The organism is Flavitalea antarctica, from assembly GCF_054461535.1.
Genome location: NZ_JBTLQG010000013.1, coordinates 52,518 through 78,947 on the forward strand (window position 1 = coordinate 52,518; position 26,430 = coordinate 78,947).

Sequence of the window (26,430 nt, forward strand, 5' to 3'; positions counted from 1 at the left end):
AGAGAATTTAAGCACGAAGAACTCGAGAATATATGTAGCCTTATAGTCAGGTTAACACCCCATGATAAAAGCTGTTTTGATAGACGATGAAAAAGATGCATTGGAGATTTTGGAATGGCAACTCCAGAATTATTGTCCACAGGTACTCGTCATGGAGCGATGCTTAAGTGCTGATGATGGCATTGCGGCAATTGAGAAACATTCGCCTCAATTAGTTTTCCTTGACATAGAAATGCCCCGCAAAAATGGTTTCGAGGTGATTGTTCGTTTCCCGGAACCGGCTTTTGAAGTTGTCTTTGTCACCGCCTATGATCAATTTGCTATTAAAGCTTTCAAGGTTGCTGCGCTTGATTATTTACTTAAGCCCATCAATGGAGAGGATTTGATAGCTGCTGTGCAACGTTATGAAAAGAAGCAGCGCAATCTCCAGTTCAAAGAACAACTGGAATTTTTGTTACGACAATATAAGCAACCACAGCCAGCGCCCGGGAAACTTCCGTTCGCCACCCAGGAAGGCATTGTTTTTATCAATCCTGAGAACATCGTCCGCTGTGAATCCTCCAGTAACTACACCACTTTACATTTTGGAGATAAGTCAAAATTTATCGTTTCCAAAACGCTAAAAGAGATCGAAGATATGTTGCAACCTTACAACTTCTTCCGCGTGCACCATTCGCACCTTATCAACCTGCAACAGGTCAACCGTTATGTAAAAGCAGACGGCGGTTATATCCAGATGAGCGATGGTGCGCAGGTGCCCATATCCCGGCAGCGAAAAGATTTTGTCCTCGATCTGTTGATGAAAAGGCCTTGATTCTCCGTTTGCCAATTACTCATTCCCGCCACCCATTTGCTCAACCGCTCAGCATATTATACCCCGACATTCTAACTTACGCTCAATTATTCTACTTTGTTTATTAGCCGTTTAAGTGGCATTCAAAGCGTTTGTAAAGAGAACCAAACTATCCCAGGCAAACATGACTTAGGAATGATTGTCGACACAACCTCAGGCAAGCACTAAATAAATATGTGCGACAAGATAACGCAAATCGAATTAAGTGTAGCGACATGACTGCTTCTTCGCATTTGCACCGTTGCCACATGAAATCATATGAACTGGGATTAGCCGGGTTTCAACAAAAGAACCCGGGTTTTTTCTGGTGATTTAGCAAACATCCCTGCTTAAGAGTTAAGGTGTACATAGTCTTCATTCCGATACCGCAATGCCTGAAATAATTCTTTCCAATATCCGCTGCTGTTATTCGAAATTATTCTGTCAATATCAGCTTCAGCTATTCATCAGATTATTTCACTCAATATTAAAACCTACGATCATGAAGAAACAACGAACATCTTTATTGTTATGCGCAGTAGCGCTATTGGTTTTTTTCCCAGCCTGCGAAAAGAGCGATCCCAACGATCCTCCGGTTATTCCTTGTGGGGATGCCTGTGCAGCACAGGAAACTGCAGAGGTCCCGATAACCTGGTACAAGTTTTCCTTTAACTTTTTGTCTTCGATACCATTTCAGCCCGGTGGACCTGTGAGTGCCCGCACTTATGCCTGCATGGGTGTGGCACTATATGAAGCGGTGGTGCCGGGCATGCCAAAGTATCAATCCATCCAAAGCCAGTTGAATGAGTTGCCTGTTTTGCCAAGGCCTGATCTTACAAAGAAATATTATTACCCGGCATGTGCGAATGCCGCTTTAAGCCAGATGCTCGATAATATAACGCTCAACGCGACGCCACAACAAAAGGGCCGAATCGACTCACTGGAAAACGTGTTTGCGACATCTTTTCAATCCACTGTACCAAAGGATGTGCTGGACCGTTCCGCGGAATTTGGAAAAGCTGTTGCGAATGCTGTTTATGCGTGGTCTACTACCGATGGTGGTGCCGATGACATTTTCAACTGGTATCCGACTTCATACAATCCTCCTGTCGGACCAGGGCTATGGACCCCGCAACCCGGACAGCTTGCGATTCTTCCCTATTGGGGCAGTTTAAGGCCTTTTGTGCCCAACAACGTTGATCGTACGCAGCCAGCTCCGCCACCAACTTATTCTGCTGACCCTAACTCGCAGTTGTATAAGGAACAAATGGCAGTGTACACCGAATCAAAAAACCAGACCGCAGAACATCAGCAAATTGCCCGTTATTGGAATACCGGTCCGGGCTCCTATGGTTCTATATCAGTGTTAAACAATATACTGAGCAACAAATCTGCTAACCTTGCTACAGCGGCTGAAGCATATTGTAAAGCCGGGATAGCGATCCATGATGCAAACATCTCCTGTTTCAAAACCAAGTACACGTACAATCAGGAACGTCCGATAACCTATATCAGAACCCATATTGACCCCAAATGGTCACCACTGCTAATGACGCCACCCCAACCCGATTATACGAACGGGATCCCATGCCAATCGGCGGCCAACGCGACTGTGCTTACCGCTTTATTTGGCAATCGTACAACGTTCACCAACGACTTCATCAACGATAATTTTGGATTGACGCCTCGTATATACCATTCTTTTTCGCAGTATGTTGAGGAGGTAGCCCTTTCCGGCTTTTATGGAGGCATAGATATACCCATTTCCAATCAGATGGCTGTTGTTCAGGGTAACCGGGTAGGTGCGAATGTGAATGCATTGCGGTTTAGAAGAAAGTAAGAAACATGATCAAGCTTGGTATGAACAGTACAGGTGCTTTGAACAGTAGGGGATAAGCTCAGCGAAAAACCAGTGACTGCACAATATCGATAATTGAAAGCGGATGCATTTATAGTGTACCCGCTTTTTTATTTGCCGGAATATATAGTGCTATGCTACAAAAAAAAGCCCTCCTGTGGAAACAGGACGGCTCAACGATTGCTTGCCATATGAAAAGAGATAAAAATCAATTTTTAACTCACCAACATGTTACGAATATCTACATGTTACCCTCTTTCCTCAAATGCACATAGCAAATATAGTATAGAAACTTTAATTATCAAATATGGTTTTTATTAATATGAGTGTTTTAATCCCGTTTTAATCTGGGCGGAATCAGACATTAGTCAAATTGCCGCTGTCTTTCAACACTTTAGTGCGCAGGGGATATTTGTCAAGGGCCTTTTCCAGGCAATCCATGGCCTTTTCCAGGGATGCTGTATTTAATACATATGCAAGTCTTACCTCATTTTTGCCCAATCCCGGGGTTCCGTAGAAGCCGGAAGCAGGCGCCATCATCAATGTCTGGCCATTATGAGAGAACGACTCGAGCAACCACTGGCAAAATACATCAGCATCTTCGACAGGTAATTTTGCCATCGCATAAAAAGCACCGCCGGGATTAGGACAGAACACTCCCGGAATGTTATTGAGGCGTTTTACCAATAAATCGCGGCGCTTCATATACTCGGCTTTTGTTCCTTCGAAATAATCGGCAGGCAAATCAACCGCCGCTTCACCCAGGATCTGTGCAAATGAAGGTGGACTTAACCTGGCCTGCGCAAATTTCATGGCCGCAGAAAGCACTTCCTTATTTTTTGTGATAAAAGCGCCAATCCTGCCTCCGCAGGCGCTGTAACGTTTGGAAATAGTGTCCATCAGGATTATATGGTCGTCTACACCAGTGAGCTGCATCGCACTGAAATGCTCACCGCTGTAACAAAACTCCCGGTAGGCCTCATCAGCAAACAGGTAGAGGTTGTGTTTAAGGATGATCTGTTTTAACACCTCCATCTCCTCACGGCTATATAAATACCCGGTCGGATTATTTGGGTTACAGAGCACGATCGCTTTTGTACGGGGGGTTATCATTGCCTCAAAAGCGCTTATAGGTGGCAGTGAGAAGCCGGTCTCGATGCTCGATGTTACCGGCACTACTTTCACATCTGCCTCTACGGCAAACCCGTTATAGTTTGCATAATAAGGTTCTGGTATTATCACTTCGTCACCGGCATCAAGGCAAGCCATAAAACCAAACAGTATAGCTTCGGAACCGCCGGTGGTGACGATGATCTGGTTATGGTCGATATCAATATTATTATCAGCATAATACTTCACCAGCTTCCGGCGATAACTTTCATTACCCGCGCTGTGACTATACTCCAGCACCTTGAAATCACTGTGCCGGACGGCATCGAGAATCTGCGGCGGCGTCTCAATATCCGGTTGACCGATATTAAGATGATAAACAATGGTTCCCCGTTTTTTAGCAGCCTCTGCAAAAGGCACAAGCTTGCGGATTGGCGAAGCAGGCATAACCTGTCCGCGGTGACTGATTTTTAGCATGCAACAAAGATATTGCTAATTGATAATTTGGATCTTCTAATCAGGCGCAAAAAAAAGCCCCGGGATATCCGGGGCTCTTTTCATTACAATTTATAAACACTAAAAAAAGTTTACTTTCCTTTTTTTGATCCTTTTTCTTTTTCAAACTTAGCGTAATCTTCGGGAGATAATACCTCGCCGGTAATGGTAAGATTCATCGGGGCGTCAACACCAGCCACTTTAACTGTGATTGTTTTTGTGAATGGTCCAACAGTAGGAGCGGTAAATCCGGCTACCAGCTTGTCAGTTTTTCCTTTTGCAATCGGGGCCTGTGGCCAAACGGGAGTTGTACATCCGCATGATCCCACGGCTGATTCAATCACAACGGGCTTTTCGCTCACATTTGTGAAAGCAAATTCATGACTTACCTGGACGTCTTTCTTGATCTTTCCAAAGTTGTAGGTAGTTTCTTTGAACTTAACATAGTTCTCCGCTTTTTTGGTGGTAACACCAGCGGCAGCCTGGGTTTGAGCAAAGCTTGTTGCAGTGATAACAAGGGCAGCCAGGGACATTAAAATACTTTTCATATTATTGGTTTGTTGGTTTTAGTAAAGAGATAGACGCGTTTACCGGTGCAGAGGTTGCCGGCGCCTTATAAACGGTACCGGAAATGGTGATTGTTTTAACCTGGTTGCCGTTATAAGCGATGGTGACTGTTTTTGTGAACGGACCTTCAGCGGCGGCATTATATCCTACCTTGATACTTGCTGATGCTCCTGGCTCTACTGGTTCTTTGCTCCACTCCGGAGTAGTGCAACCACAGGAAGCCTGTACACTTTCAAGCTTCAGCGGTTCCTTGCCATTATTGGTGAACTCAAAAATATGCGTAACGGGACGGCCCTGCGGAATTTTGCCGAAGTCAAAACCATTCTCTTTCAGTCCAAGTACTTCCGCAGCAACAGGCGCCGCATTAGCCGCTTTTTGGGCAGTTGTTGCAGCAGTCTGGGCAAAAACGGTAGAAACTGTGACAATACTCAAGGCAAGTGCGAAGATTTTTTTCATGCTAAGTATTTGATTTTCAGTTATAAATTACCAGAATTGTTGAGAATCCGGTAGCTTAAAATTACAGCTAAAACGCTCGATATTGCAATAAATTTTTCCAGTAATGACAATTTTTTAACACCCGGTCATATTGATCGCAGGTTCGTTATTTTTGCCTGATGGAAAATACTTCTAATAATCAATCGCTTGCCAGCGAAAAGCTCTCCTTCGACCGGTTCCGGCAGGAAGTGCTTAAAGATTACAAGATGGCCTGTGAAAGCCGGGAAGCCAGTCTTCTCGGGCGAAAAGAAGTATTGACCGGGAAAGCCAAGTTTGGCATCTTTGGCGATGGAAAGGAAATTGCCCAGATTGCCGCCGCCAAATTTTTCAAGCCAGGAGATTTTTTATCAGGGTACTATCGTGATCAGACCTTTTCATTTGCCCTGGGTGAAGCAACTATCGAACAGTTCTTCTCCCAGCTTTATGCTGATCCGGATCCGGGTCATGAACCGCACAGTGGCGGCAGGCAAATGAACTCTCATTTCGCAACACCGAATGTAAGTGCGGAAGGGGATTGGCTCGATCTCGCAAACCGTAAAAATATCGCCGCAGGCATGGCGCCTACTGCCGCCCAGATGCCGCGATCGCTTGGGTTTGCCTTTGCATCCAAATTGTTCAGGCACTCGCCCGTCCTCAGGGATGAACAGGAACTCAGTGAAAATGGCAACGAGGTTTGCTTTTGTACGATTGGTGACGCCTCCACCTCAGAAGGTCATTTCTGGGAGACCATTAACGCTGCTGGTGTTTTGCAGGTACCACTTGCGGTTTTTGTGTGGGACGATGGTTATGGTATTTCGGTTCCCAGGAAATACCAGACAACCAAAGGGTCCATTTCAGAAGCATTGAAAGGAATGCAGAAACGCGATAACTCTAATGGGTTCGATATTTACAAAGTAAAAGCCTGGGATTATGCCGGCATGTGCGAGGTGTTTGACGAAGCGATAGCGAGAATGCGCGAAACCCATGTGCCCGCCCTGTTTCATGTTGAAGAAGTTACACAACCACAGGGGCATTCTACTTCGGGTAGCCATGAGCGTTATAAAGCTCCCGACCGCCTTGAGTGGGAACGCGCCTGGGATGCAAATAAAAAAATGCGCGAGTGGCTGCTCGAAAACGCATTGGCAAGTGAAGAAGAGCTTGAGAAGATAGAGAGCAATGCAAAATCGTTTGTGAAAAAGAGCCGCCATGATGCCTGGGAAAAATATATCACTCCCATCCGTGACCTTGTGAAAAAGAGCGTCGCCCTGATCGATGCACTTAGTGCAAACAGTCCCGACTTTAAAGGCAATATCGCAGCAATACGGAAACAGCTGGTCACCAACCGCGAACCATCAAGAAAAGAGATCCTGAAAGCGATACATCATGTTTTGCTTCATGCAGGGGAATCTGAGCAGGTTGCCGAGTTAAAGTCGTTTTACGATTCTCTTAAAAAAGAAGGTTACGATACATATGGATCACACCTGTATCACGAAGGTCCACGCAGCCCGTTAAAAGTAACACCAACCAAAGCTGAATATGCATCGGATGCACCGATGTTGAATGGTTATGAAATTCTCAACCGTTATTTTGATGAGTTGTTCGAGACGAATCCCAAAGTAGTTGCATTTGGCGAAGATGTAGGTAAGATCGGCGATGTTAACCAGGGTTTCGCAGGGCTGCAGGTGAAACATGGCGAATACCGGATCTTTGACACCGCCATACGTGAACTTACCATCATGGGGCAGGGCATAGGGATGGCCATCCGCGGACTCAGGCCGATCGCAGAGATCCAATACCTCGATTACCTGGTTTACGGTCTCCAGCCACTCACGGATGATGCCGCTTGTCTCCACTGGCGTACAAAGGGCCGGCAGAGCTGCCCGCTGATCGTGAGAACCCGTGGCCACCGCCTCGAAGGAATCTGGCACAGCGGGTCACCCATGGGTATGATGATCCATTCGCTGCGGGGCATGCATGTGTGTGTTCCCAGGAATATGGTACAGGCATTGGGAATGTACAATACATTGTTGAATGGAAATGATCCGGGCATCATGGTTGAAAGCCTGAACGGCTACCGGCTAAAAGAAAAACTTCCCTCCAACCTGACTACCTACCAGGTAGCATTAGGTATCCCTGAAATATTAAGAACAGGTGACGACATAACCGTCGTCTCCTATGGTTCAACATTAAGGCTTTGCCAGGAAGCTGCACTCGTTCTTGAAAAACTTGGTATCAGTTGCGAGGTCATAGATGTTCAAACCTTATTGCCATTTGATATCAACCAGATGATCCTTGCATCACTCAAAAAAACGAGTCGTATTGTTTTTGTTGATGAAGATGTTCCGGGCGGTGCGTGTGGGTATATGTTTAACCAGGTTATGGAAACACAGGGAGGATACAGATGGCTGGATGTTCCGGCACGTACCATAACTTCAAAAGCACACCGGCCATCATATGGAAGCGATGGCGATTATTTCAGCAAACCAAATACAGAGGAAATCATTGACACCATCCGGCGAATGATGGCTGAATGATATCCCGACACCCCCGGCTATGACATACGATATATACCAGGTTGATGCATTTACAAGTAAACTGTTCGGCGGCAATCCGGCGGCAGTGGTACCATTAAAAACGTGGTTGCCTGAAGACCTCATGCAGCTGCTCGCACTTGAAAACAACCTCAGCGAAACCGTATTTTTCGTGCCTTCGGATAACCAGGAGGAAGCCGATTATGATATCAGGTGGTTCACTCCTGAGGTGGAAATCAACCTTTGCGGTCATGCCACGCTTGCCTCAGCTTTTATCCTGTTTCACAAGCTCGGTCACAATAAAGAAACCATACGGTTTAATTCCAAAAGTGGTGTTCTCGTGATCAGTCAGCATGATGATAAAATTAAAATGGATTTCCCTTCATGGAAGCCGACCGTGATGTCCGATATACCACTTTTGCTGTTGAAGTCGCTAGGTGTCAGTTCGATCAAAGGATTATATCGCTACCGTGACCTGCTCGTTGAAATGGAAGACGAAGATGCTGTTAAGCATTGTAGGCCCGATTTTAACCTGATGAAAAAACTTGGTGCGAAGGTTATTATAACTGCTCCGGGAACCAGCTGTGATTTTGTATCCCGGTTTTTTGCTTCAGAGGCCGGCATAGATGAGGACCCTGTAACAGGCTCTGCACATTCACAGCTGATACCCTTCTGGGCAGAGCGGCTGGGTAAAACGAGTATGCATGCAAGGCAACTATCTGCCAGGGGAGGGGAGTTATGGTGTGAAGACATGGGCAGTCGCGTAACCATTGCGGGCAACTGTGTTTTTTATATGAAGGGGCAATTTGAAATCGAACAATAAAACACTTCCATTGATAACGCGGAGAGAGAAAAGATTTATACGTTCCTGGCAGGAACAAAGAGAAGGTGGCAAGTGGGCGTATTGCTTGTTGTATACATTCGGCGGCGGATTTATTATCACGCTGATCAGCTATATACTTATATTATGGATACTGCAGATCCGGGTACCAAAACCCTACTGGATGTTGCCGGTTTTCGGAGTGTCGGCAGCCCTGGTAATTACGCTGGTGGTGTGGAGTATGAATGAAAAAAGATTCAAGACGATAATCCGCCGGGAGATCAAACTGGACAGGGATAGTTACCCGGCAGATTAAATGCCCCCTGCCTATGCCAGGTTGTGAAAAACTTTCTGAACGTCTTCATCCTGTTCCAGCTTATCAACCAGTTTCAATACTTCCTGTGCCTGTTCTTCGGATAAATGTGTTGTAGTTGCCGGTATCCATTCTACCTCGGAAGTTATGGGATGAAGTCCCTTTTCCTCGAGTGCTTTTTGCATGTTCCCAAAGTCGGAAAACCCGCAACGGATCACGAGCACTGGTTCGCCTTGCTCCCCGGTTCCTTCTCCAAGTTCTTCCAGGCCGAAATCAATCAGTTCAAGCTCAAGATCATCAGGATTAAGACCTTCTGGTTTAAGTTTGAAAACACCCATTTTCTTGAACTGGAAACTGACGCTTCCGCTGTTCCCGAGTGTTCCACCCCCTTTATTGAAATGTGACTTGATGTTAGCAACTGTACGCACGTGGTTATCGGTGGCAGTCTCAACAAGGATGGGAATACCAAACGGACCGTAACCTTCATAAAGCAACTCCTCAAAGTTTTCGGTATCCTTACCCATGGCCCTCTTGATCGCGGCTTCCACGCGGTCCTTCGGCATGTTCACCGCTTTCGCATTCGCCATACATCGCCGCAAAGCGGGATTGATATTAGGATCCGGGCCACCGGCCTTTACCGCCATCGCAATTTCTTTACCGATCCGGCTGAACTGCTTTGCCATCCTGTCCCACCTGGCAAACATTGTGTGTTTCCGCGTTTCAAAAATCCGACCCATAACTTTTAGTTGATTGCTGAATTATACCGGTTAAATGTTTCACCCTTCATAACTCAGGGCTGCAAAAGTAAGAAAATTGAAAACAAAAAGTCCCGCTGTTTAGCGGGACTTTCATACAAAAAGATTTCTATTAACTATAATTTTGGGTTACCCAATTTACTGTTATACCTGCTGTAGACAAAGTAAAATATCAGTCCCACAACCATCCAGCCCAGTGCGCTTAGCTGGGTAGGGGTTGGCAAACCGACGATCATTGCGGCACATACAATCACACCCAGAATAGGAACCAATGGAACCAATGGTGTCCTGAATGGGCGTGGAGTTAAAGGATCCGTCCTGCGCATGATGATAATACCAATACATACCAGGATAAAGGCAAACAAAGTTCCGATCGATGTCAGATCACCGGCAACTGTTCCGGGCACGAAGGCGGCGAACGCTCCCACGAATATGAACAGGATCAGGTTTGATTTATATGGTGTCCGGAATTTGGGGTGCAGATCGGAGAAAACCTTTGGTAATAAACCATCAGTCGACATGGTATAGAATACCCGGCTCTGACCCATCAGCATTACCAGTATCACCGAAGAAAATCCGGCAAGGATAGCTACGGTTACCGCTGTGGACAGCCATTCGTAACCCGGCATATAAGTATCGATTGCATAAGCAACAGAAGCTTCTTTTCCTTTGGTGGGATCATTAAAATCAACAAAAGGAGAAACCCCGGTGAGCACATGGGCGAAAAGAATATATAAAATGGTACAAACGACCAGTGATCCAAGAATACCGATCGGCATATCGCGTTTTGGATTTTTCGCTTCCTGTGCTGCAGTGGAAACGGCGTCAAACCCAATAAACGCAAAAAACACGATCCCTGCTCCCGTGAGGATACCTTTAAACCCATGGTTCCATTCCCCCTCGTAACCGGGCGTTCCTTCCGGAATAATATAAGGTATATGATTTTCCGGCTTGATGAACTGCCAGCCTATCGCAATAAAAACAAGCACAATAGCCACCTTGATAAACACGATGACCGCATTTACCATAGCTGATTCCTGCGTACCCTTTATCAATAATAAGGTAAGCAACAATAAGATCAACAGCGCAGGAGCATTCATAATACCTGATACCACCGAGCCATCCGCCATTGTAAGTGACTCGAACGGCGAGTGGCACCATTCATAGGGTATAGCGCCTCCCAACAACTTGTTTAAATATTCGCTCCAGGCAATAGAAACAGTAGCCGCGCCAAGGGCGTACTCAAGAATAAGCGACCAGCCGATGATCCAGGCAACCAGTTCACCCATCGTGGCATAAGCATAGGTGTAGGCGCTACCCGCAATCGGGATCATAGAGGCAAATTCTGCATAACACAAGCCCGCAAAAGCACATCCGATCGCCGCAATGATGAATGAAATAGTGACCGCGTTACCGGCATGACCGCCTGCAGCGGCAGCAGTGCGTACAAAAAGTCCCGCACCAATAATTGCCCCTATACCCAGTGCTACAAGATTTCCGGCTCCCAGCGTTTTTTTCAATCCTCTCGAATCTTCCGACTGACTCATCAGGGACGAAAGTGTTTTTTTGACGAACAAACTCATTGCAGTTAGTAGTTTTTGAAATTAATTAGAAATATAGTTTAAGAACGGGTCTCTGATTGACTATGCGGAAAGATAAGAATTTCCAGATAACAACGAAATCAAAATGTCTTGTTCCATGGTCCCTGACTACGTTTTGTGCCGGCCTGAGCCATCGGCCTTCATATGTAATTTTATTTACTGGATAGTTAATAAGCGTCTCCCCGACACACCTGTTTGAGGCTCGGCTACAGGTCAGAACATGAACGGTCCCTCAACAGATGAACCTTAGTTAGTATTTAGTTAATGTCGTAACATCAGCCCACTATTCGCCTCCGAAATCCGTTTATATATCAAAGAAATTAGTTCAAATAAAAACGGAGAAAATGAAAAAGCTGGTTGTGATGTTTGTTGCACTCGGGCTTACTTTCGGGGCATCTGCTCAATATAAAAGGACTGGTCCGCGCAACGTAAGACCTGGAAAAACAGTGATTGTGAGAACTTATCCTCCCATCTCCCCATTCTATGGATTTGGCAGAGGTTTTTACGGATATGCCCCACTTTACGGTTATCCACCATTTGGTTATGGTTTTAATTACGGGTTCAATGGTTACATGCCTCCGAACAGGCCCACTAAACTGGATCTCGAAGTGGAGGATATCAAAAATGATTACCAGGACAGGATCAGGTCAGTGAGACTGGCTGATGATTTATCCCGCAAGGAAAAAAGACAGAAAGTTCAGGAACTGAAATCAATGAGGGATAAACTGATTAATGAAACCAGGAAGAATTACTATAAGTCCGATTCCCGTGTCTGACAATCCGGATCACGAACCCATGAGAAGGATTTAATCCCGCATCCGACACCAAACCCGGAAAACGGTCCCGTTAAAAGATCCAGTATCATTCATAAAGCCTTCCCGCACGTGCGGGAGGGCTTTTTGCTGGGGCATAAGTTTTGAAACTGGAATGACATGAAAAGAATGCTGATCCTAAGTCTCTTTTGCGGCGCTTTATTCACAGCGTGTAATGATGAGCCAGGCAACGTACCTGACAATGAAACGAGGGTTTCTGTTAAAAAACCCGCCAGGAATTTAAGTATCAACGCCGAAAACGCATATTCTGACCTCTTTGTTGATAGTAACAAGGTAGAAAAATTCATATCCGACCAAAAGCTGAACGATACGCTGGCTGAAAGCTTCAGGAAATTTTATAATGAAAGGAATTTCCAGTTTGCCTGGTTTGCCAGCGACGGAGTAACAGAACAAACCCTCAGTTTCCGCAGCCTATACGATTTTGATAGCGACAGTACAGTATCAAGAAAATCGCTCGACCATACGCTTGATGATATTCTTACACAGGATAGCCTGACGGGGATAGCACCTGATGCCCGGATCACAAAAACAGAATTATTGTTGACCTGGCGCTTCATCAATTATATCTCCCAAAAATACCCTAAAGACGCAGAAAGGACCAACGCCCTGGTACAAATGGTCCCGGCCAAAAAAGCACCTGCCCTTGTCATGGCTGAAGAATTACTTTCCGGTAAAAGAAATGAGTTTGGCGAAGAACCTCGTGACTACTCGGCCCTGAAAAAAGAGCTGAAACGATATGTTGAAAAGGCAAAGTCAGGCGGCTTTCCCGTGATCAATGGCATTAAGAAACCCCTGAAAAAAGGTGACAGCAGTGTGATTGTCCGCAGGATCAAGGACCGGCTGTCTGCAGAAGGCGTGTATAATGGATCGGACTCTTCCAATAAATTCATTCCGGAACTCGAAGAAGTGGTAAAACAGGTCCAGAAACAATATGGCCTGAAGGATGATGGTAAAATCGGTACTTCCCTCGTAAAGGAACTTAATGTACCGGTAGAAAAACGTATTGAACAGATCCTCATTAACCTGGAAAGAATGAAATGGATGCCTGTTGAACCCAAGGGTAAGCTGATCATGGTTAATATTCCTGAATTCTGCCTTCACGTTCTTGATGGTAATAAGAAGGTTTTTGATATGGACATTGTAGTTGGCAAGGAAGGCAGCAGCACGATCAATTTTTCGGGCACATTGAACCAGGTTGTTTTCAGCCCATACTGGAATGTTCCGCGGAGTATTGTTACCAAAGAAGTTGTACCTGGAATGGAAGCCAATCCTAACTACCTGGAAGAACACCAGATGGAAATCACCGGCGAAGAAGATGGACTGCCCGTGGTGAGGCAGTTACCCGGGGAACACAACGCTCTTGGTAAAGTGAAATTCATTTTTCCGAATAGTTACAATATCTATTTCCACGATACACCCGAAAAGGCACTCTTCAAGAAAACAAAAAGGGCATATAGCCATGGCTGCATTCGACTGAGTGAACCCATGAAACTGGCGGATTACCTGCTGGGCGAAAACTCAGACTGGACGAACGAAAGGGTGGACAGCCTGATGGCGACCCAGACCGAAAAATGGGTTAAAGTGAAGGAACCGGTGGCTGTGATGATCGCTTATAATACCTGTTGGGTGAACCAGGATGGACAAATATCATTCAGGGAAGACATATATAACTATGACAAAAAAATGTCCCGCAAGTTGTTTGATCAACGTGCAGGACAAAACGATAAACTCGCAGCAAAATAGCGCGTTATTATTTAAACCCTGAAGCCATTTAACATGGAAGATTTCAAAGCATAGTTTGAATCAGAACCATATAAAAACAGGCAGGAACCATCTTTAATTTTTTGAATAATTGGTCGGTGAAGTTGAACGGGTACCGCGGGGCAACCGAGGCTTCTGCCGATATATCCTCTATGCCTGGCCAGTTTTTCATTCACATAATTTGCCGCATGGATTACAATGCCACGATTGTATGCATTGTCATTAATACCTTTCTCCAGACCTTCAAGCCGGAGAGAAAATCCATGTTCGCCTTTATAGGTTTTACCGGTAATGAAAAATCCGAGGCTGCTTTGAAAGCTATTCAGATCATTGGAAAACCGGGTGGCTTTCTCCAAGCCGCTATTACGTCCATGACTTACAAATGTGTTGAATAACAATTTCCCCGTCACCAGGTCAATGATAAACAACCTCTTCTTTGATGAAGGCAAGGTAAAATCAACGATAGAGAGTACATCCTGCTTAACAATGGCTCCGTGGGCTAACAGATTATTATAACCCTTAACGGCATATGTGAACGCTTCACGGGAAAGTTCCAGCGAATCGAGATTCAGTGATTCATAAAGATTGCTGTAAGCCAGGTCATTAAAAGAATCAACTACTCCAACTGAGATAGAAGAAGCCACCGGAGCCGGTGCTTCAGATACCCTCGGGCTCATCGCAGACAACAATGACAATACCGTGACACAACCCGCGATTAACATAAAAGTCTTCTTATAAACAGGCTTCACTTTTCTAATCATGCATATTGTTTTTCATGTGATGGGGATATTATAACAGTGTGCAAAGGTGAAGGTTCACATCAAAAATAAACATTAACAGGTTGTTTAACCTTTGTTAAAAGGCCGTCGATACTCAGCTGCAGGTCAGCCATTAAACTGTATGCAAAAGCGTGTAGACTACCCGGTAACATGCTCAATTACCTTATAAGCACTATATTGCAGCCATTATATTATGACCTCATGAAGAAAAACCGGCTGACTCTATATATTATCATTTCCATGATATTGGGCATTCTGGTGGGTTATCTGGTTCATGTTAGCAGCTCCCCGGAATTTATAAAGTCGTTCTCCAGGAATATCAACCTGTTGGGTAAGGTATTCATCAGGCTTGTTCAGATGATCATCGCCCCATTGGTTTTTTCGACCCTCGTTGTTGGTATTGCCAAGCTCGGTGATCTGAAAGCAGTTGGCCGTGTTGGTGGTAAGGCGATGTTATGGTTCATAAGTGCGAGCCTCGTGTCTCTTACTGTGGGCCTTGTACTGGTCAATACTTTTCAACCAGGCGAGGCAATAGACCTCAGCCAGGCCGATACAGAAGGAGTGAAAGATCTGTTGGCCAAGAACCAGGAATTTTCAGTAGAAAAATTTGTTGAACACATCATTCCCCGGTCGGTAATTGAAGCAATGGCAACGAATGAAATACTGCAACTCGTTGTGTTCTCTATATTTTTTGGTGTTGCTACTGCTGCGATGGGTGAAAAAGCGAAACCGATTGTTAAGGCCATGGACATCATATCCCACATTATATTAAAAATGGTGGGATATGTGATGAACTTTGCGCCTCTTGGTGTGTTTGGGGCATTGTGTGCGGTTGTAGCATCGAAAGGATTAGGAATTTTTACGTTCTATATTGTTTACTTCGGTTACTTCCTGCTGGGTATCGTGGTGTTGTGGATCTTATTGCTTTTAGTTGGATACATCATTCTCGGAAAGCGATTATTTGAGCTCATGCGAAGAATCAGTAACCCATTGCTTATAGCCTTCAGCACAACAAGCAGTGAAGCGGTCTTTCCAAAACTAACAACAGAACTCGAACGCTTTGGCTGCAGGGATAAGATTGTAGCTTTCGTTCTGCCATTGGGATATTCATTTAACCTTGATGGCAGCATGATGTACATGACATTTGCCAGTCTCGCTATTGCGCAGGCCTATAATGTGCCCCTGGATCTGCCGACGCAAATAACCATGTTGCTGGTGCTGATGCTTACCAGCAAGGGAATTGCAGGTGTGCCCCGCGCCTCGCTGGTTATTGTTCTTGCGACCTGTGCCATGTTTAACATTCCGCCGGAGGGTGTGGCCCTGATCTTGCCAATAGATCATTTTTGTGACATGTTCCGGACTGCAACCAATGTAGTGGGCAATGCGCTTGCGACCAGTGTGGTAAGCAAATGGGAAGGTGAACTGGAGCCGGTTGCGGTGGATCTGCAGGTAGACTAACGATTACCATTGAAATAACGTCCCGACAAACAATTAACTGGTAACAGTTAACCGGTTATTAAATAACAGGATCTAAGTTGAAGATTTACCATAAAGAGATAGAAAAGAGAATTTACTGATTGATAAAAAGATTAAGAAAAATAAAAGTTACAGATTAATTAAAGACTACAAATGAGACAGTTTTTGCGTGTATGTTGTTTGATAATATTTTTTACGGGAGGTTTTCTAACGGCCGGACTAAGTCAGCAGGCTATGCTTTCGGGCAAAATTACAGACCAGTATGATCTTGCTGTTGCCAATGCAGAGATCAGGAATGCAGCTAATAACGAAGTACTCGGAAAGACAGACACTTCGGGCTCTTTTTCCATTAACATTGCAAATATCGATTCAGTAATATTGACCAAGATTGGTCATGAAACAGTTGCTTACCCCGCAACAGCCCTGGAAACAGCGTTTATACTTGAGCGTGATTTTGCCTGGTCAGATCTGCTTAATCCCCTTTTTTATATCCGCAACGGCGGTCTCTGGATGATGTTATTTATTGTTTTTGCGGAGACCGGTTTGATGGTCGGGTTCTTTCTGCCGGGTGACAGTCTTCTTTTTGTTGCCGGTATCTACAGCGGAAGCCTTGTTGATACACTTATACCCGGCGGAACCGGCAGTGATCTGGTGGATGTACTGATCCTGATTGTACTGGTCTCGATCTGTGGTATTCTTGGTAACATGCTTGGATATTGGTTTGGAAAAAAAAGCGGACCGTTCCTGTTTACAAGAAAAGATACCTTTTTCTTCAAACGCAAACATCTTTTGCGCGCTAAGGATTTTTATGACAAACATGGCGGCCAGGCAATCGTTTTTGCAAGGTTTCTGCCAATCGTAAGAACCTTCGCACCGATCATCGCGGGTATAGTACAGATGGAATGGAAGAAGTTTATGTTTTATAACATCGTGGGTTGTATTGCCTGGGTAGCCAGTATGTTACTTGCGGGCCACTATCTCGATAAATTATTCATCAGAAACTTCGGTTTCGATCTCAAACAACATCTCGAGCTGATCGTGTTGGGTATTGTGCTGGTGACCACCCTGCCCGTTGTCTACAAATTATTTTTTGGTAAAAGAGCCGTGATCGAGGAAACTCCGCCGAACAAAACCATTTGATAAATAATGGAACAGAAAAGTCCTTCTGTTTTCAATATCACCGTTATCGTAGCGGCGCTGGGGTATTTTGTTGATATCTATGATCTGCTACTGTTCCAGATCGTAAGGGTTAACAGTCTTGAGAGTTTAGGGTTCTTCGGTGAAGCCAATCAGCTTGCCGGTGAATACATCATTAACCGTCAGATGCTGGGGCTCCTGATTGGTGGCATTATCTGGGGCGTAATGGGGGATAAACGCGGAAGGCTGAGTGTTTTATTCGGCTCGATCGTATTGTATTCGCTGGCCAATATTGCTACCGGATTTATACAAACAAAAGAACAGTATGGATTACTCCGGTTTATCGCAGGCATTGGCCTTGCCGGTGAACTTGGAGCGGGTATCACGCTTGTTGCCGAACTTCTTCCAAAGGAAAAACGCGGTATCGGTACTTCGCTTGTGGCTGGCATCGGATTGCTTGGTGCCGTCCTGGCTAACCTGGTAAGCAAAACGGTCGACTGGAGATACTGTTATTTTATCGGAGGCGCGCTGGGCTTTATGCTCCTTATCCTGAGGATCTCTGTGTTTGAGTCCTCCATGTTTAGTAAGATAAAAGCGCTTGATGTCAGGAAGGGAAGTCTCATCATGTTCTTTAATAATACTGACCGGCTGAAGCGATATTTCTGCAGTATACTGATTGGATTACCAACCTGGTTTGTTGTTGGGATCCTTGTTGCGTTCTCAAAGGAGTTTGGTGAAAAGATCGGGGTCGAAGGCACCATCAGTCCGGGTGATGCAACGATGTATGCCTATGCAGGTATTTCTGTAGGTGATGTATTGATCGGGTTCGTAAGCAAGTGGCTGAAAAGCCGGAAGAAGGCGTTGTTTATATTTTATGGGTTAACCATCATCGGCATCCTCATTTATTTTTTTGCTACCCCGGGTACCGCTACTGGCTTTTATGTGTTGTGTGCCTATCTTGGTTTTGCTACCGGTTTCTGGGCAATCTTTGTGACCATGGCTGCAGAACAATTTGGAACCAATCTGCGTGCAACGGCCGCTACCACCGTGCCCAATATGGTAAGGGGGGCACTTCCCGTGATCATTGGTCTATTCAAATATCTTCGTGGTGATAATGCAGACGCTGCCCGGTTTATACAAGCCGGCCTGGTTACAGCTGGTATTGTAATGGCGATATCGATCATTGCCGCTATTTTTACGAGGGAAACCTATGGCAAGGATCTCAATTATGTGGAGCGGTGATTATGTTGGCAGGGAAGCCATAAATTTGGTGCACTTTAAACTATGAAGTTTTTAATCATCCGCTTCAGTTCGATCGGGGATATCGTACTAACCACACCGGTTATCCGTTGCCTGAAAACGCAGGTTCCCGGAGCTGTCATTCACTATCTCACCAAAAGGTCCTTTTCTGCGATCATCGAAAACAATCCGTATATAGACCAGGTACATTATCTTAACAATGATCTTTCAGAAACCATAAACGAACTCAGGGCTGAAGGTTTCGACCGCGTCATAGACCTTCATCACAATATCCGTAGTCTTAAAGTAAAACGTGCCCTCAAAGTTCCTTCGCATTCCTTTAATAAAGTGAATGTGGAAAAGTGGTTGCTCACCACTTTTAAACTCAACATCATTCCTGACAAACACATTGTTGACCGGTATATGGAGACGGTTGACTCTTTCGGGGTAGAAAATGATGAAAAGGGCCTTGATTATTTTATTCCTGATTATGACCGTGTGAAAGAAAGTGATATTCCTGCCGGCCACCTGGCTGGTTATATCGGTATAGTGATAGGGGCTACATATAACACCAAGAAACTTCCGGTTGAAAAGCTAAGGGAACTTTGTGCCGGCATTGATCACCCGATTATTCTTTTAGGCGGCAAAGATGACCGTGCACAGGGAGAAGAGATCTCCGGTGTGGATCGGCATAGAGTTTATAATGCCTGCGGAAAGTTTCTGCTGAACGAATCTGCGGATCTGGTCAGGCGAAGCAAGTTTATCATAACTCATGATACAGGGCTCATGCATATAGCCACTGCTCTGAAAAAGCAGGTGATCTCCATTTGGGGTAACACGGTTCCAGACTTTGGTATGTATCCTTACTATGGAAAAAAGTACCTGCAAAACTTTTCCTTGCGGTCACCCGGTAAGCTGCCTTATGATATAGTTGAGATCAACAACCTGAGTTGCCGGCCATGTTCCAAGATAGGTTATGAAAAATGCCCGCTCGGTCATTTCAGGTGCATGAAAAAAATTCCCATAAGCCAGGTAATTGAGCTTGTCAATCAGCGTTTGGCTTTGCGTTGATATGTACCTGTGCGATCAAGGCACTTAAATGATCATCACTTTCTGTGTTACAATAGTGTTGGTACCGGTAAGTCTCACGAAATACGCACCTGCGGGTAAATCAGGCAGGTTGAATCCTATCCGGTTGCCAGTTCTGCCGCCGATGTATTCCCGGAAAACCATAACCCCTTCACCATTGAAGAGTTGTACATCCTTGTAGGCATTTGCCAGCGTAATGTTTAATACGCCGTCACGGATAATCGTAGGTGTTACCAGGTCGGCAGGTTTCGCCAACCCGCTTCTCACTATAATTGAATTAGTGTAACTGGCGGCACCTCTTGTATCAATTACTTTCAGGCGATAGTACATATTCGTTTGTGCATCGGCGATATGGTTAAAGGTATAGGCTGCCCTGTTTGAAGCCTTTACCGTGCCGGCACTTTGAAAGTCCCTGTCGTTCGTACTGTATTCTACATTGTATTGTGCTACTTCGTTCTCCATAACAACTTCCCAGGTCAACCTGTACTGGCCATTCTCTGAGTTACCGGCAAAGGAAGATAATTTTGCCGGTGTGTTACTGAGCAACAAGTTCCCCGTGTTTGTTATCCCGTCAAAGTAGACATTTACGCCACTGTGGGATCCGCCATTCTGGTAATGTGAGGTGCTGCGGGGCGCATTCGCGCCTTCATTGTACCTTGTCCCGGAGGTGTTCTCGTATGGAGTTACACCCGGCAGAACGCTGAGCGTTTTCAAGGTTTTTTGCGTGTTTCCGCTGGTATTGAGACGGCCATTATTGTTATTGTGGGTGTTAATGTTGCGGGTGTTAAATGCTCCGGGCTGCTGTGCAGATGAAACCAGGGAGATGAGTAACGAACCCGTAACAAACAGGACGCTTACCAGAGGGCTGTTATGCGAATTACCGGTTATGTATATGTTCTCTTTCATAAAGATGAATTTTGGTGAGAAACGGCTTATCGGGGTTCATCACATCTATACAAATTGAATGCCCGGGCCCTGGGAACGGGGCCAAAAAAAACAGGCGCCGGATGGCGCCTGTATATGTATTTTGACAGTTATCAATCAATTGGCGGAAAGCACATCATTCATAGCTCTTACGGCATCAGCACTTTTGGCAAATAATGATTTTTCTTCTTCATTGAAGTCGAAATCAACGATTTTTTCCCATCCGCTTTTCCCGATAACCACCGGAACCCCAAGGCAAATGTCTTTCTGTCCATACTCACCATCCAGGGAGACACTGCATGTGAACAATTTTTTCTCATCACGAACAATGCTTTCGACCAGCGCCGCAACCGCAGCACCCGGAGCGTACCAGGCAGAAGTGCCGATCAGTTTTGTAAGTGTTGCGCCGCCAACCATTGTGTCAGCTACAATTTGTTTTTGTTGATCGGCACTTAACAATGAAGTTACCGGGATACTGTTCCAGGTTGCATGGCGGATGAGCGGTATCATTGTTGTATCGCCATGTCCGCCAACCACGAGTGCATTGAGGTCGCCCGGGCTGCATTTAAGATGTTGGCTCAGCTGGTATTTGAACCTTGCACTGTCCAGCGCCCCACCCATTCCGATGATCTTATTTTTTGGAAGTCCTGTAGATTTAAGCGCCAGGTAAGTCATCGTATCCATAGGATTACTGACTACTATAATGATTGCATCAGGAGAATGTTTCAGCAGGTTTTCTGAAACGCCTTTTACAATATTAGCGTTCGTGCCGATCAATTCTTCACGCGTCATCCCTGGTTTCCTCGGTAAACCGGAGGTAATTACCACCACATCACTACCCGCAGACTTTGAATAATCATTGGTAACACCGGTAATACGGGTGTCAAAGCCAAGCAGTGCAGCAGTTTGCATCATGTCTTGTGCTTTACCTTCTGCCAGGCCTTCTTTGATGTCCAGTAAAACCAGTTCTTCAGCCAGTTCTTGACGTGCGATATTATCAGCACAGGTAGCACCTACGGCCCCGGCGCCTACAACAGTAACTTTCATTGACTACAATTTATAAATGATCAATATTTAGCGCAGCAAAGGTAAGGGGTGGGTGGTACCAAAAATTTCCGCCCTTAATCTTTCTTTTTGAATGAGCTGAGCAGAGTATCTATTTTTACATTGCCTTCATAGGTGGTAATAAGTTTTCCTTCAGCATCGTAAAGGGCCTGGTAGGGTAATCCCCCAATCTTGAAAAATGGCTGCATCATGTATTTGGTGTCCCTGCCTGCCTGGATATTCGGAAACTCGGCAACCTTATACTTTGTGATGAAATCTGCCAGTTCCGGCAAAGGGGCGTATGTTGCCATCACGATCTGGATGTCTTTGAGCGCCTCTTTGTGAGTGATCATATCTTCCATCTGGTGCTGACAGTGTTCGCAGCCCGGATTGAAATACATGAACATGGTTGGTTTATTAGAAACGAGGTTCTCCTTTGTAATAGTAGTGCTGTCAATTTTCAGCAGACTGAAAGCCGGCACCGTTGGAAATCGTTTGAAAGGGGGATCTTTTTCCGTTTGCCCGAGCGCGGTTAGTACATATAAACTGAGTAACAGGAAGCAGGTCCACTTTCTCATAGCCTTATTTTTCCGCTAAAATAATTAATGAATCTGCTCACAACTGAAATAATTATTTGAGTTATCAATTTGCCCAATACTGAAATAATTATTTGGCGCTTCTACGAACTTGCCGTAGATTTACGAAAACTTCGTAGTGATGGAAAAGTTAAGCCCGCATGAGGAACAGGCGATGGTCATTATTTATAAGGTTGGAGAAGCCAATGTGAAATCTTTTCTCGAGGAAATGCCCGAGCCAAGACCGCCGTACACCACACTTGCCTCAACAATAAAGAACCTGGAAAAAAAAGGGTTTCTGAAAAGCAGGCTGGTTGGAAATACCTATCTCTATAAACCGGCAGTTGATGAGGAGGAGTATAAGAAAGATTATATGAGCGGGATAGTCAAAAATTATTTTGCAAACTCGTATAAGGACCTTGTTAACTTTTTTGTTGAACAGAAAAAACTGAGTCCGAAAGAGCTTAAGGAAATAGTGGAGATGATTGAAGGAAAAAAATAATCTTATCAAATTTTAGCCATGCCTTTTATTATTGAGTATCTCATAAAGCTGTCGGTCAGTTTAGCGGTAGTTTATCTTTTTTACCGTTTCATATTGAGGCCTCTAACCTTTTATACCTGGAACCGCTGGTATCTTGTGGGCTACTCATTGATTGCTTTTGTGATTCCGTTTATCGATATCAACCCGGTGCTGAATGCTATGGGTCCTGAACAGGCAGTTGTTATCAATTTAATACCGGTCATTGATCCGGCTGCATTACAAAATCAAAGCTGGTTCAATATCAATAACCGGTGGAACTGGATATTGGGCGGTATCCTGGCAGGTATGCTGGTTATGCTGATCAGGTTGTCTGCACAGTTTCTTTCTTATTATAAACTGCGTGAGTCGTCGACATTATTAGCCGCGGATCCGGTCAGGATCTTCCAGGTGGATAAAAACATAGTGCCTTTTTCATTTGGTAATTCCATTTTTATAAATCGTGACCAACACGGAGAGCTTGAGATACAGGAGATCATACAACATGAGTTTATACATGTGAGGCAAAAACATACTGCAGACATGATCTGGGCAGAAGTATTATGTATCCTCAACTGGTATAATCCCTTTGCATGGCTGATCAAAAAAGTTATTTGTCAGAACCTCGAATTTATTGCGGATCAACAGGTACTTAAAAACGGCCTGGATAAAAAAGAATATCAATACCTGTTGTTAAAGGTGGCCGGTGGCGCATCTTTCCGGATAACCAATCAATTTAATTTCTCATTTCTTCGAAAAAGAATAACAATGATGAACAAGATGAACAGTGCAAAATTCCACCTGGTGAAATTTCTTTTTGTGCTGCCACTCCTGGCAGTGCTGCTTTTATCTTTCCGCGAGGATATCGGGACAATGCTGAACGGTCCTCAACCAGGCAATGACCCGGATAAAGCTAATGCACTTACATCTGTTGATTACTACCTGCAGGGAACTGATACGATTCCGGCAAAGAGCAAACAGGAAGCAATAAATATCAGATCCGGCGATACTTCCACACACTGGAAGGATGAAAGCCTTTTTTCCACCAAAGGGAAGAACCGGCCACTTTTTATCGTGGATGAAGTGATAAAGGATGGTGACTGTGTGCGGGGGCTCGACCCAAACAGTATTGCCCGGGTTGAAGTGTTGAAAAATGAACATGCATTACAATATGGCGAGAAAGGAAAAAACGGGGTGGTCAGGATCTATACAAAACCAAACTATCGTGCCGATTCCAACAGCGGCGAAAAAATGGAGATATCAGTGACCGATAAAAAACAGATAGGGTTGCACTTTGTAAGGGATTCCATCACTATTGAAGCTGACTCAGTATACTTTGATAAAAAACAACTCCATTTTTCCAGCAGGGATTCCGTGTTTACCGATGACAGCCGTCATTTGCAACTGATCAATGATCCTATTGACGCCAGCCTTGATAAAACTAAAGCCCCTGGTGTGATCAGGGTAAGGGGAAAGGTAACCAATCCTGATGTAGTGATTTTAATTGATGGTGTAAGGCAACCGGCAGGAACAGATCTTAAGAACCTTGATCCAAACAGCATTCAGAGCATGACCATCCTCAAAGATGCACAAGCTGTTGCCTTATATGGTCCGGATGCCGTGAACGGTGCTATAAGCATCACGACAAAAGTGGTGCTGCAGGTTGACCAAAAACCTGCAGGGGTAAAGGTTACTGATTCAATTCCCCGCAAATCCGGCACTGGCCGCAACCATTAGATCGGCAAGGTGCTTTTTATCTTCTCAACTGGTTAATTGATCCGGGAAATTGTTATCTTTTGAGCCTTTAAATCTATTTTATGGATAAAGGCGAAATCACCATGATTGAAAATCTCCGGAAAAATACCGGGAAAAGCCTGGAACAATGGATCGCCCTTGTGAGCGTGGAGAAATTTGAGAAACATGGCCAGATCGTAAAATTTTTGAAAGAGCGATACTCGTTTTCTCATGGCTTTGCCAACCTGGTGGCTTTGAAAACCGCGGCAGCCCTAAAGCCGCAGGACGATACCGGCGACCTCATTGAACAACAATACCAGGGCAAGGAACATTTCCGCCCACTATATGACCGCCTGCTAGCGGAGGTCCTTAAGTTTGGGACCGATATTGAAGTAGCTCCCAAAAAAGCATATGTAAGCCTGAGGCGCAAAAAGCAATTCGCGTTACTACAACCTGCAAGCAAAACCCGTTATGAAGTGGGGATCATTCTCCGCGACCAGCCGCCATCGGGGCGCCTTGAGGCAATCACCACACCTAACGCTATGTGTTCTCACAAGATCACGCTCAATTCCGAAAAGGATGTTGATAACGAGGTAATTAAGTGGCTAAAGGCTGCTTATGAAAAAGCGAACTGAAATGAAATTCTTTCACTAGCTTTGCCGGCCTGAAAATATTTCATCTAAATACTCAAACCGCAACGATTTATGGCAACTACAGCAGATATGAGCCGGGGGCTGATTATCAAATTAGATAACAGTTTATACTCCGTGGTAGAATTCGGTCAGAATAAAACAGCCAGGGCAGCAGCGAAAGTGTGGGCAAAATTAAAGGGTGTTGATAATGGCCGTACCATAGAACATACCTGGAACAGCGGTGATACCATCTTCCCGATCCGCGTTGAAAAGAAAACATACCAGTTCTTATATAAAGATGAGAGTGGCTACACTTTTATGGACAACGAGACCTTCGAACAGATTTCCCTGAACGAGGCGATGGTTGATGCTCCCCAGTTTTTGAAAGAGGGCCAGGAAGTGACTGTTGCAATCAATACTGACACAGATCTCCCGATGAGTGTCGAGCTTCCCGATAAAATCGTTTTGATGGTAACCTATTCCGAACCCGGAATGAAAGGAGACACAGCTACCCGTACGCTGAAACCAGCGACTGTAGAAACCGGCGCAACGGTTAACGTCCCGTTATTCGTAAACGAAGGAGAGCTGATCAGGGTGAATACCAAGACCGGCGACTATGTAGAGCGTGTGAAATAATTTGCCCGGAACTTGTTTTGCAACGTGTAATAAGAGTTTGTTGAATCATAAGAGGCGATAAACCTGTTAACTTCATGTACAACAGACAAAAACAAAGTTTAAGCTTATTGTTCAATAAAAATCGTGGAACAAACTTTTTCTTATCTTAGTCCTTGTTTCACCAATGTAATTGACACTAAAAACTTTAAATGATGGATTTCAAACAAATTCAGGAGTTGATCAAGATGATTAACAAATCTAATATTGGTGAAGTGACTATAGAGGAGAAAGGTTTCAAAGTGATCATCAAACAAAAAGAAGAGCCCGTACAGAACTACATTTCCGGCGGCTCTCAAATGCCAGTTTCATATGCACCCCAGCCACAGCCTCAGCCCCAGGGTGGCCAGGCGCCCTTAGCCCCGGCACTCTCTGACAAACCCAAAACCGAGGCAACAGCAGACAACCTGATTACTATTAAAAGTCCCATGATCGGTACTTTCTACCGTAGCGCCTCTCCGGGCAAACCACAGTTTGTTCAGGTTGGAGATGATGTTACCCCCGGCAAAGTCGTCTGCATTATAGAAGCGATGAAGCTGTTCAACGAAATAGAAAGTGAAGTAAAGGGCAGGATCGTAAAAGTGCTGGTAGAAGACGCTTCTCCTGTAGAATACGATCAGCCATTGTTCCTCGTTGAACCATAATCGCTATACGCCCCGCCG

General features: G+C 44.9%; 25 protein-coding genes. 16 read left to right on the forward strand and 9 right to left on the reverse strand.

From position 1 onward, the window contains the following. The first annotated feature begins 61 nt into the window (after window positions 1–61). Window positions 62–814, forward strand: a complete 753-nt coding sequence (locus tag ACX0G7_RS13850) for a LytR/AlgR family response regulator transcription factor (protein WP_458924082.1) — start codon at window positions 62–64, stop codon at window positions 812–814. Window positions 815–1,334: 520 nt separating this feature from the next. Next, window positions 1,335–2,672, forward strand: coding sequence for a vanadium-dependent haloperoxidase (locus tag ACX0G7_RS13855; protein WP_458924083.1), 1,338 nt, complete (start codon window positions 1,335–1,337; stop codon window positions 2,670–2,672). 375 nt (window positions 2,673–3,047) lie between these two features. Here ACX0G7_RS13855 and ACX0G7_RS13860 read toward each other — a convergent pair whose 3' ends face one another. The 3 genes from ACX0G7_RS13860 to ACX0G7_RS13870 form a co-directional block, all read right to left on the reverse strand. Next, window positions 3,048–4,277, reverse strand: coding sequence for a pyridoxal phosphate-dependent aminotransferase (locus ACX0G7_RS13860; RefSeq protein ID WP_458924084.1), 1,230 nt, complete (start codon window positions 4,275–4,277; stop codon window positions 3,048–3,050). A 110-nt stretch (window positions 4,278–4,387) separates the two neighbouring features. After that, window positions 4,388–4,843 (reverse strand): DUF1573 domain-containing protein, encoded by a 456-nt coding sequence (locus ACX0G7_RS13865; protein ID WP_458924085.1) that lies wholly within the window; start codon window positions 4,841–4,843, stop codon window positions 4,388–4,390. Window position 4,844: 1 nt separating this feature from the next. Beyond that, window positions 4,845–5,318, reverse strand: a complete 474-nt coding sequence (locus tag ACX0G7_RS13870) for a DUF1573 domain-containing protein (RefSeq protein ID WP_458924086.1) — start codon at window positions 5,316–5,318, stop codon at window positions 4,845–4,847. A 158-nt stretch (window positions 5,319–5,476) separates the two neighbouring features. Here ACX0G7_RS13870 and ACX0G7_RS13875 point away from each other — a divergent pair, with 158 nt between their 5' ends. From ACX0G7_RS13875 to ACX0G7_RS13885, 3 genes are read left to right on the forward strand one after another with little or no spacing between them, the layout of a single operon-like run. Then, window positions 5,477–7,870, forward strand: coding sequence for an alpha-ketoacid dehydrogenase subunit alpha/beta (locus ACX0G7_RS13875; protein WP_458924087.1), 2,394 nt, complete (start codon window positions 5,477–5,479; stop codon window positions 7,868–7,870). A gap of 19 nt (window positions 7,871–7,889) precedes the next feature. After that, window positions 7,890–8,690, forward strand: a complete 801-nt coding sequence (locus ACX0G7_RS13880) for a PhzF family phenazine biosynthesis protein (RefSeq protein WP_458924088.1) — start codon at window positions 7,890–7,892, stop codon at window positions 8,688–8,690. Between the two features lie 10 nt (window positions 8,691–8,700). Beyond that, complete coding sequence (locus ACX0G7_RS13885) at window positions 8,701–9,003, forward strand: hypothetical protein (RefSeq protein WP_458924089.1); 303 nt, start codon at window positions 8,701–8,703, stop codon at window positions 9,001–9,003. Between the two features lie 11 nt (window positions 9,004–9,014). Here the strand turns inward: ACX0G7_RS13885 and ACX0G7_RS13890 are convergent, their stop codons facing one another. Then, complete coding sequence (locus ACX0G7_RS13890; RefSeq protein ID WP_458924090.1) at window positions 9,015–9,737, reverse strand: YebC/PmpR family DNA-binding transcriptional regulator; 723 nt, start codon at window positions 9,735–9,737, stop codon at window positions 9,015–9,017. Between the two features lie 134 nt (window positions 9,738–9,871). Then, window positions 9,872–11,338, reverse strand: coding sequence for an amino acid permease (locus ACX0G7_RS13895; protein ID WP_458924091.1), 1,467 nt, complete (start codon window positions 11,336–11,338; stop codon window positions 9,872–9,874). 362 nt (window positions 11,339–11,700) lie between these two features. Here ACX0G7_RS13895 and ACX0G7_RS13900 point away from each other — a divergent pair, with 362 nt between their 5' ends. Continuing rightward, the gene (locus ACX0G7_RS13900; RefSeq protein ID WP_458924092.1) at window positions 11,701–12,132 is read left to right on the forward strand and encodes a hypothetical protein; all 432 of its coding nucleotides are present in this window, start codon (window positions 11,701–11,703) and stop codon (window positions 12,130–12,132) included. A 156-nt stretch (window positions 12,133–12,288) separates the two neighbouring features. Next, window positions 12,289–13,932, forward strand: a complete 1,644-nt coding sequence (locus ACX0G7_RS13905) for a L,D-transpeptidase family protein (protein WP_458924093.1) — start codon at window positions 12,289–12,291, stop codon at window positions 13,930–13,932. Between the two features lie 11 nt (window positions 13,933–13,943). On the opposite strand, the gene ACX0G7_RS13910 is transcribed toward ACX0G7_RS13905, so the two are convergent. After that, window positions 13,944–14,711, reverse strand: coding sequence for a murein L,D-transpeptidase catalytic domain family protein (locus ACX0G7_RS13910; protein WP_458924094.1), 768 nt, complete (start codon window positions 14,709–14,711; stop codon window positions 13,944–13,946). A 219-nt stretch (window positions 14,712–14,930) separates the two neighbouring features. On the opposite strand from ACX0G7_RS13910, the gene ACX0G7_RS13915 reads away from it, so the two are divergent. The 4 genes from ACX0G7_RS13915 (at window position 14,931) to ACX0G7_RS13930 (ending at window position 19,652) form a co-directional block, all read left to right on the forward strand. Next, a complete protein-coding gene (locus tag ACX0G7_RS13915; RefSeq protein ID WP_458924095.1) occupies window positions 14,931–16,187 on the forward strand; it encodes a dicarboxylate/amino acid:cation symporter in 1,257 nt (418 codons plus the stop codon). Window positions 16,188–16,358: 171 nt separating this feature from the next. Beyond that, window positions 16,359–17,345, forward strand: coding sequence for a VTT domain-containing protein (locus ACX0G7_RS13920; protein WP_458924096.1), 987 nt, complete (start codon window positions 16,359–16,361; stop codon window positions 17,343–17,345). A 6-nt stretch (window positions 17,346–17,351) separates the two neighbouring features. Then, window positions 17,352–18,584, forward strand: coding sequence for an MFS transporter (locus ACX0G7_RS13925; protein WP_458924097.1), 1,233 nt, complete (start codon window positions 17,352–17,354; stop codon window positions 18,582–18,584). A gap of 42 nt (window positions 18,585–18,626) precedes the next feature. Beyond that, window positions 18,627–19,652: a glycosyltransferase family 9 protein gene (locus ACX0G7_RS13930; protein WP_458924098.1), complete on the forward strand. Its 1,026-nt coding sequence runs from the start codon at window positions 18,627–18,629 to the stop codon at window positions 19,650–19,652. A gap of 24 nt (window positions 19,653–19,676) precedes the next feature. Here ACX0G7_RS13930 and ACX0G7_RS13935 read toward each other — a convergent pair whose 3' ends face one another. The 3 genes from ACX0G7_RS13935 to ACX0G7_RS13945 all read right to left on the reverse strand — a co-directional run bounded on the left by ACX0G7_RS13935 (window position 19,677) and on the right by ACX0G7_RS13945 (window position 22,216). Continuing rightward, the gene (locus ACX0G7_RS13935) at window positions 19,677–20,576 is read right to left on the reverse strand and encodes a T9SS type A sorting domain-containing protein (RefSeq protein ID WP_458924099.1); all 900 of its coding nucleotides are present in this window, start codon (window positions 20,574–20,576) and stop codon (window positions 19,677–19,679) included. A gap of 135 nt (window positions 20,577–20,711) precedes the next feature. Next, window positions 20,712–21,641: a malate dehydrogenase gene (mdh, locus tag ACX0G7_RS13940; protein ID WP_458924100.1), complete on the reverse strand. Its 930-nt coding sequence runs from the start codon at window positions 21,639–21,641 to the stop codon at window positions 20,712–20,714. Window positions 21,642–21,715: 74 nt separating this feature from the next. Then, on the reverse strand, window positions 21,716–22,216 hold the full coding sequence (locus ACX0G7_RS13945) for a TlpA family protein disulfide reductase (protein ID WP_458924101.1): 501 nt from the start codon (window positions 22,214–22,216) through the stop codon (window positions 21,716–21,718). Between the two features lie 139 nt (window positions 22,217–22,355). On the opposite strand from ACX0G7_RS13945, the gene ACX0G7_RS13950 reads away from it, so the two are divergent. The 5 genes from ACX0G7_RS13950 (at window position 22,356) to accB (ending at window position 26,412) form a co-directional block, all read left to right on the forward strand. Further along, window positions 22,356–22,715 (forward strand): BlaI/MecI/CopY family transcriptional regulator, encoded by a 360-nt coding sequence (locus tag ACX0G7_RS13950; RefSeq protein ID WP_458924102.1) that lies wholly within the window; start codon window positions 22,356–22,358, stop codon window positions 22,713–22,715. Between the two features lie 18 nt (window positions 22,716–22,733). Further along, entirely contained in the window at window positions 22,734–24,467 is a 1,734-nt protein-coding gene (locus ACX0G7_RS13955; protein ID WP_458924103.1) for a TonB-dependent receptor plug domain-containing protein, read from the forward strand. 80 nt (window positions 24,468–24,547) lie between these two features. After that, complete coding sequence (locus tag ACX0G7_RS13960; protein ID WP_458924104.1) at window positions 24,548–25,099, forward strand: DUF5655 domain-containing protein; 552 nt, start codon at window positions 24,548–24,550, stop codon at window positions 25,097–25,099. Between the two features lie 69 nt (window positions 25,100–25,168). After that, the gene (gene efp, locus ACX0G7_RS13965) at window positions 25,169–25,732 is read left to right on the forward strand and encodes an elongation factor P (RefSeq protein WP_458924105.1); all 564 of its coding nucleotides are present in this window, start codon (window positions 25,169–25,171) and stop codon (window positions 25,730–25,732) included. Between the two features lie 191 nt (window positions 25,733–25,923). Continuing rightward, entirely contained in the window at window positions 25,924–26,412 is a 489-nt protein-coding gene (gene accB / locus ACX0G7_RS13970; protein ID WP_458924106.1) for an acetyl-CoA carboxylase biotin carboxyl carrier protein, read from the forward strand. Window positions 26,413–26,430: the final 18 nt, after the last annotated feature.

Coding starts and splice junctions, on each gene's coding strand:
- ACX0G7_RS13945 (WP_458924101.1), bottom strand. CDS start 22,216: ATGAGAAAGTGGACCTGCTTCCTGTTACTCAGTTTATATGTACTAACC.
- ACX0G7_RS13915 (WP_458924095.1), top strand. CDS start 14,931: ATGAAGAAAAACCGGCTGACTCTATATATTATCATTTCCATGATATTG.
- ACX0G7_RS13905 (WP_458924093.1), top strand. CDS start 12,289: ATGAAAAGAATGCTGATCCTAAGTCTCTTTTGCGGCGCTTTATTCACA.
- ACX0G7_RS13955 (WP_458924103.1), top strand. CDS start 22,734: ATGCCTTTTATTATTGAGTATCTCATAAAGCTGTCGGTCAGTTTAGCG.
- ACX0G7_RS13930 (WP_458924098.1), top strand. CDS start 18,627: ATGAAGTTTTTAATCATCCGCTTCAGTTCGATCGGGGATATCGTACTA.
- ACX0G7_RS13890 (WP_458924090.1), bottom strand. CDS start 9,737: ATGGGTCGGATTTTTGAAACGCGGAAACACACAATGTTTGCCAGGTGG.
- ACX0G7_RS13895 (WP_458924091.1), bottom strand. CDS start 11,338: ATGAGTTTGTTCGTCAAAAAAACACTTTCGTCCCTGATGAGTCAGTCG.
- ACX0G7_RS13910 (WP_458924094.1), bottom strand. CDS start 14,711: ATGATTAGAAAAGTGAAGCCTGTTTATAAGAAGACTTTTATGTTAATC.
- ACX0G7_RS13870 (WP_458924086.1), bottom strand. CDS start 5,318: ATGAAAAAAATCTTCGCACTTGCCTTGAGTATTGTCACAGTTTCTACC.
- ACX0G7_RS13865 (WP_458924085.1), bottom strand. CDS start 4,843: ATGAAAAGTATTTTAATGTCCCTGGCTGCCCTTGTTATCACTGCAACA.
- ACX0G7_RS13935 (WP_458924099.1), bottom strand. CDS start 20,576: ATGAAAGAGAACATATACATAACCGGTAATTCGCATAACAGCCCTCTG.
- ACX0G7_RS13875 (WP_458924087.1), top strand. CDS start 5,477: ATGGAAAATACTTCTAATAATCAATCGCTTGCCAGCGAAAAGCTCTCC.
- mdh (WP_458924100.1), bottom strand. CDS start 21,641: ATGAAAGTTACTGTTGTAGGCGCCGGGGCCGTAGGTGCTACCTGTGCT.
- ACX0G7_RS13880 (WP_458924088.1), top strand. CDS start 7,890: ATGACATACGATATATACCAGGTTGATGCATTTACAAGTAAACTGTTC.
- ACX0G7_RS13920 (WP_458924096.1), top strand. CDS start 16,359: ATGAGACAGTTTTTGCGTGTATGTTGTTTGATAATATTTTTTACGGGA.
- efp (WP_458924105.1), top strand. CDS start 25,169: ATGGCAACTACAGCAGATATGAGCCGGGGGCTGATTATCAAATTAGAT.
- ACX0G7_RS13925 (WP_458924097.1), top strand. CDS start 17,352: ATGGAACAGAAAAGTCCTTCTGTTTTCAATATCACCGTTATCGTAGCG.
- ACX0G7_RS13860 (WP_458924084.1), bottom strand. CDS start 4,277: ATGCTAAAAATCAGTCACCGCGGACAGGTTATGCCTGCTTCGCCAATC.
- ACX0G7_RS13850 (WP_458924082.1), top strand. CDS start 62: ATGATAAAAGCTGTTTTGATAGACGATGAAAAAGATGCATTGGAGATT.
- ACX0G7_RS13960 (WP_458924104.1), top strand. CDS start 24,548: ATGGATAAAGGCGAAATCACCATGATTGAAAATCTCCGGAAAAATACC.
- ACX0G7_RS13950 (WP_458924102.1), top strand. CDS start 22,356: ATGGAAAAGTTAAGCCCGCATGAGGAACAGGCGATGGTCATTATTTAT.
- ACX0G7_RS13900 (WP_458924092.1), top strand. CDS start 11,701: ATGAAAAAGCTGGTTGTGATGTTTGTTGCACTCGGGCTTACTTTCGGG.
- accB (WP_458924106.1), top strand. CDS start 25,924: ATGGATTTCAAACAAATTCAGGAGTTGATCAAGATGATTAACAAATCT.
- ACX0G7_RS13855 (WP_458924083.1), top strand. CDS start 1,335: ATGAAGAAACAACGAACATCTTTATTGTTATGCGCAGTAGCGCTATTG.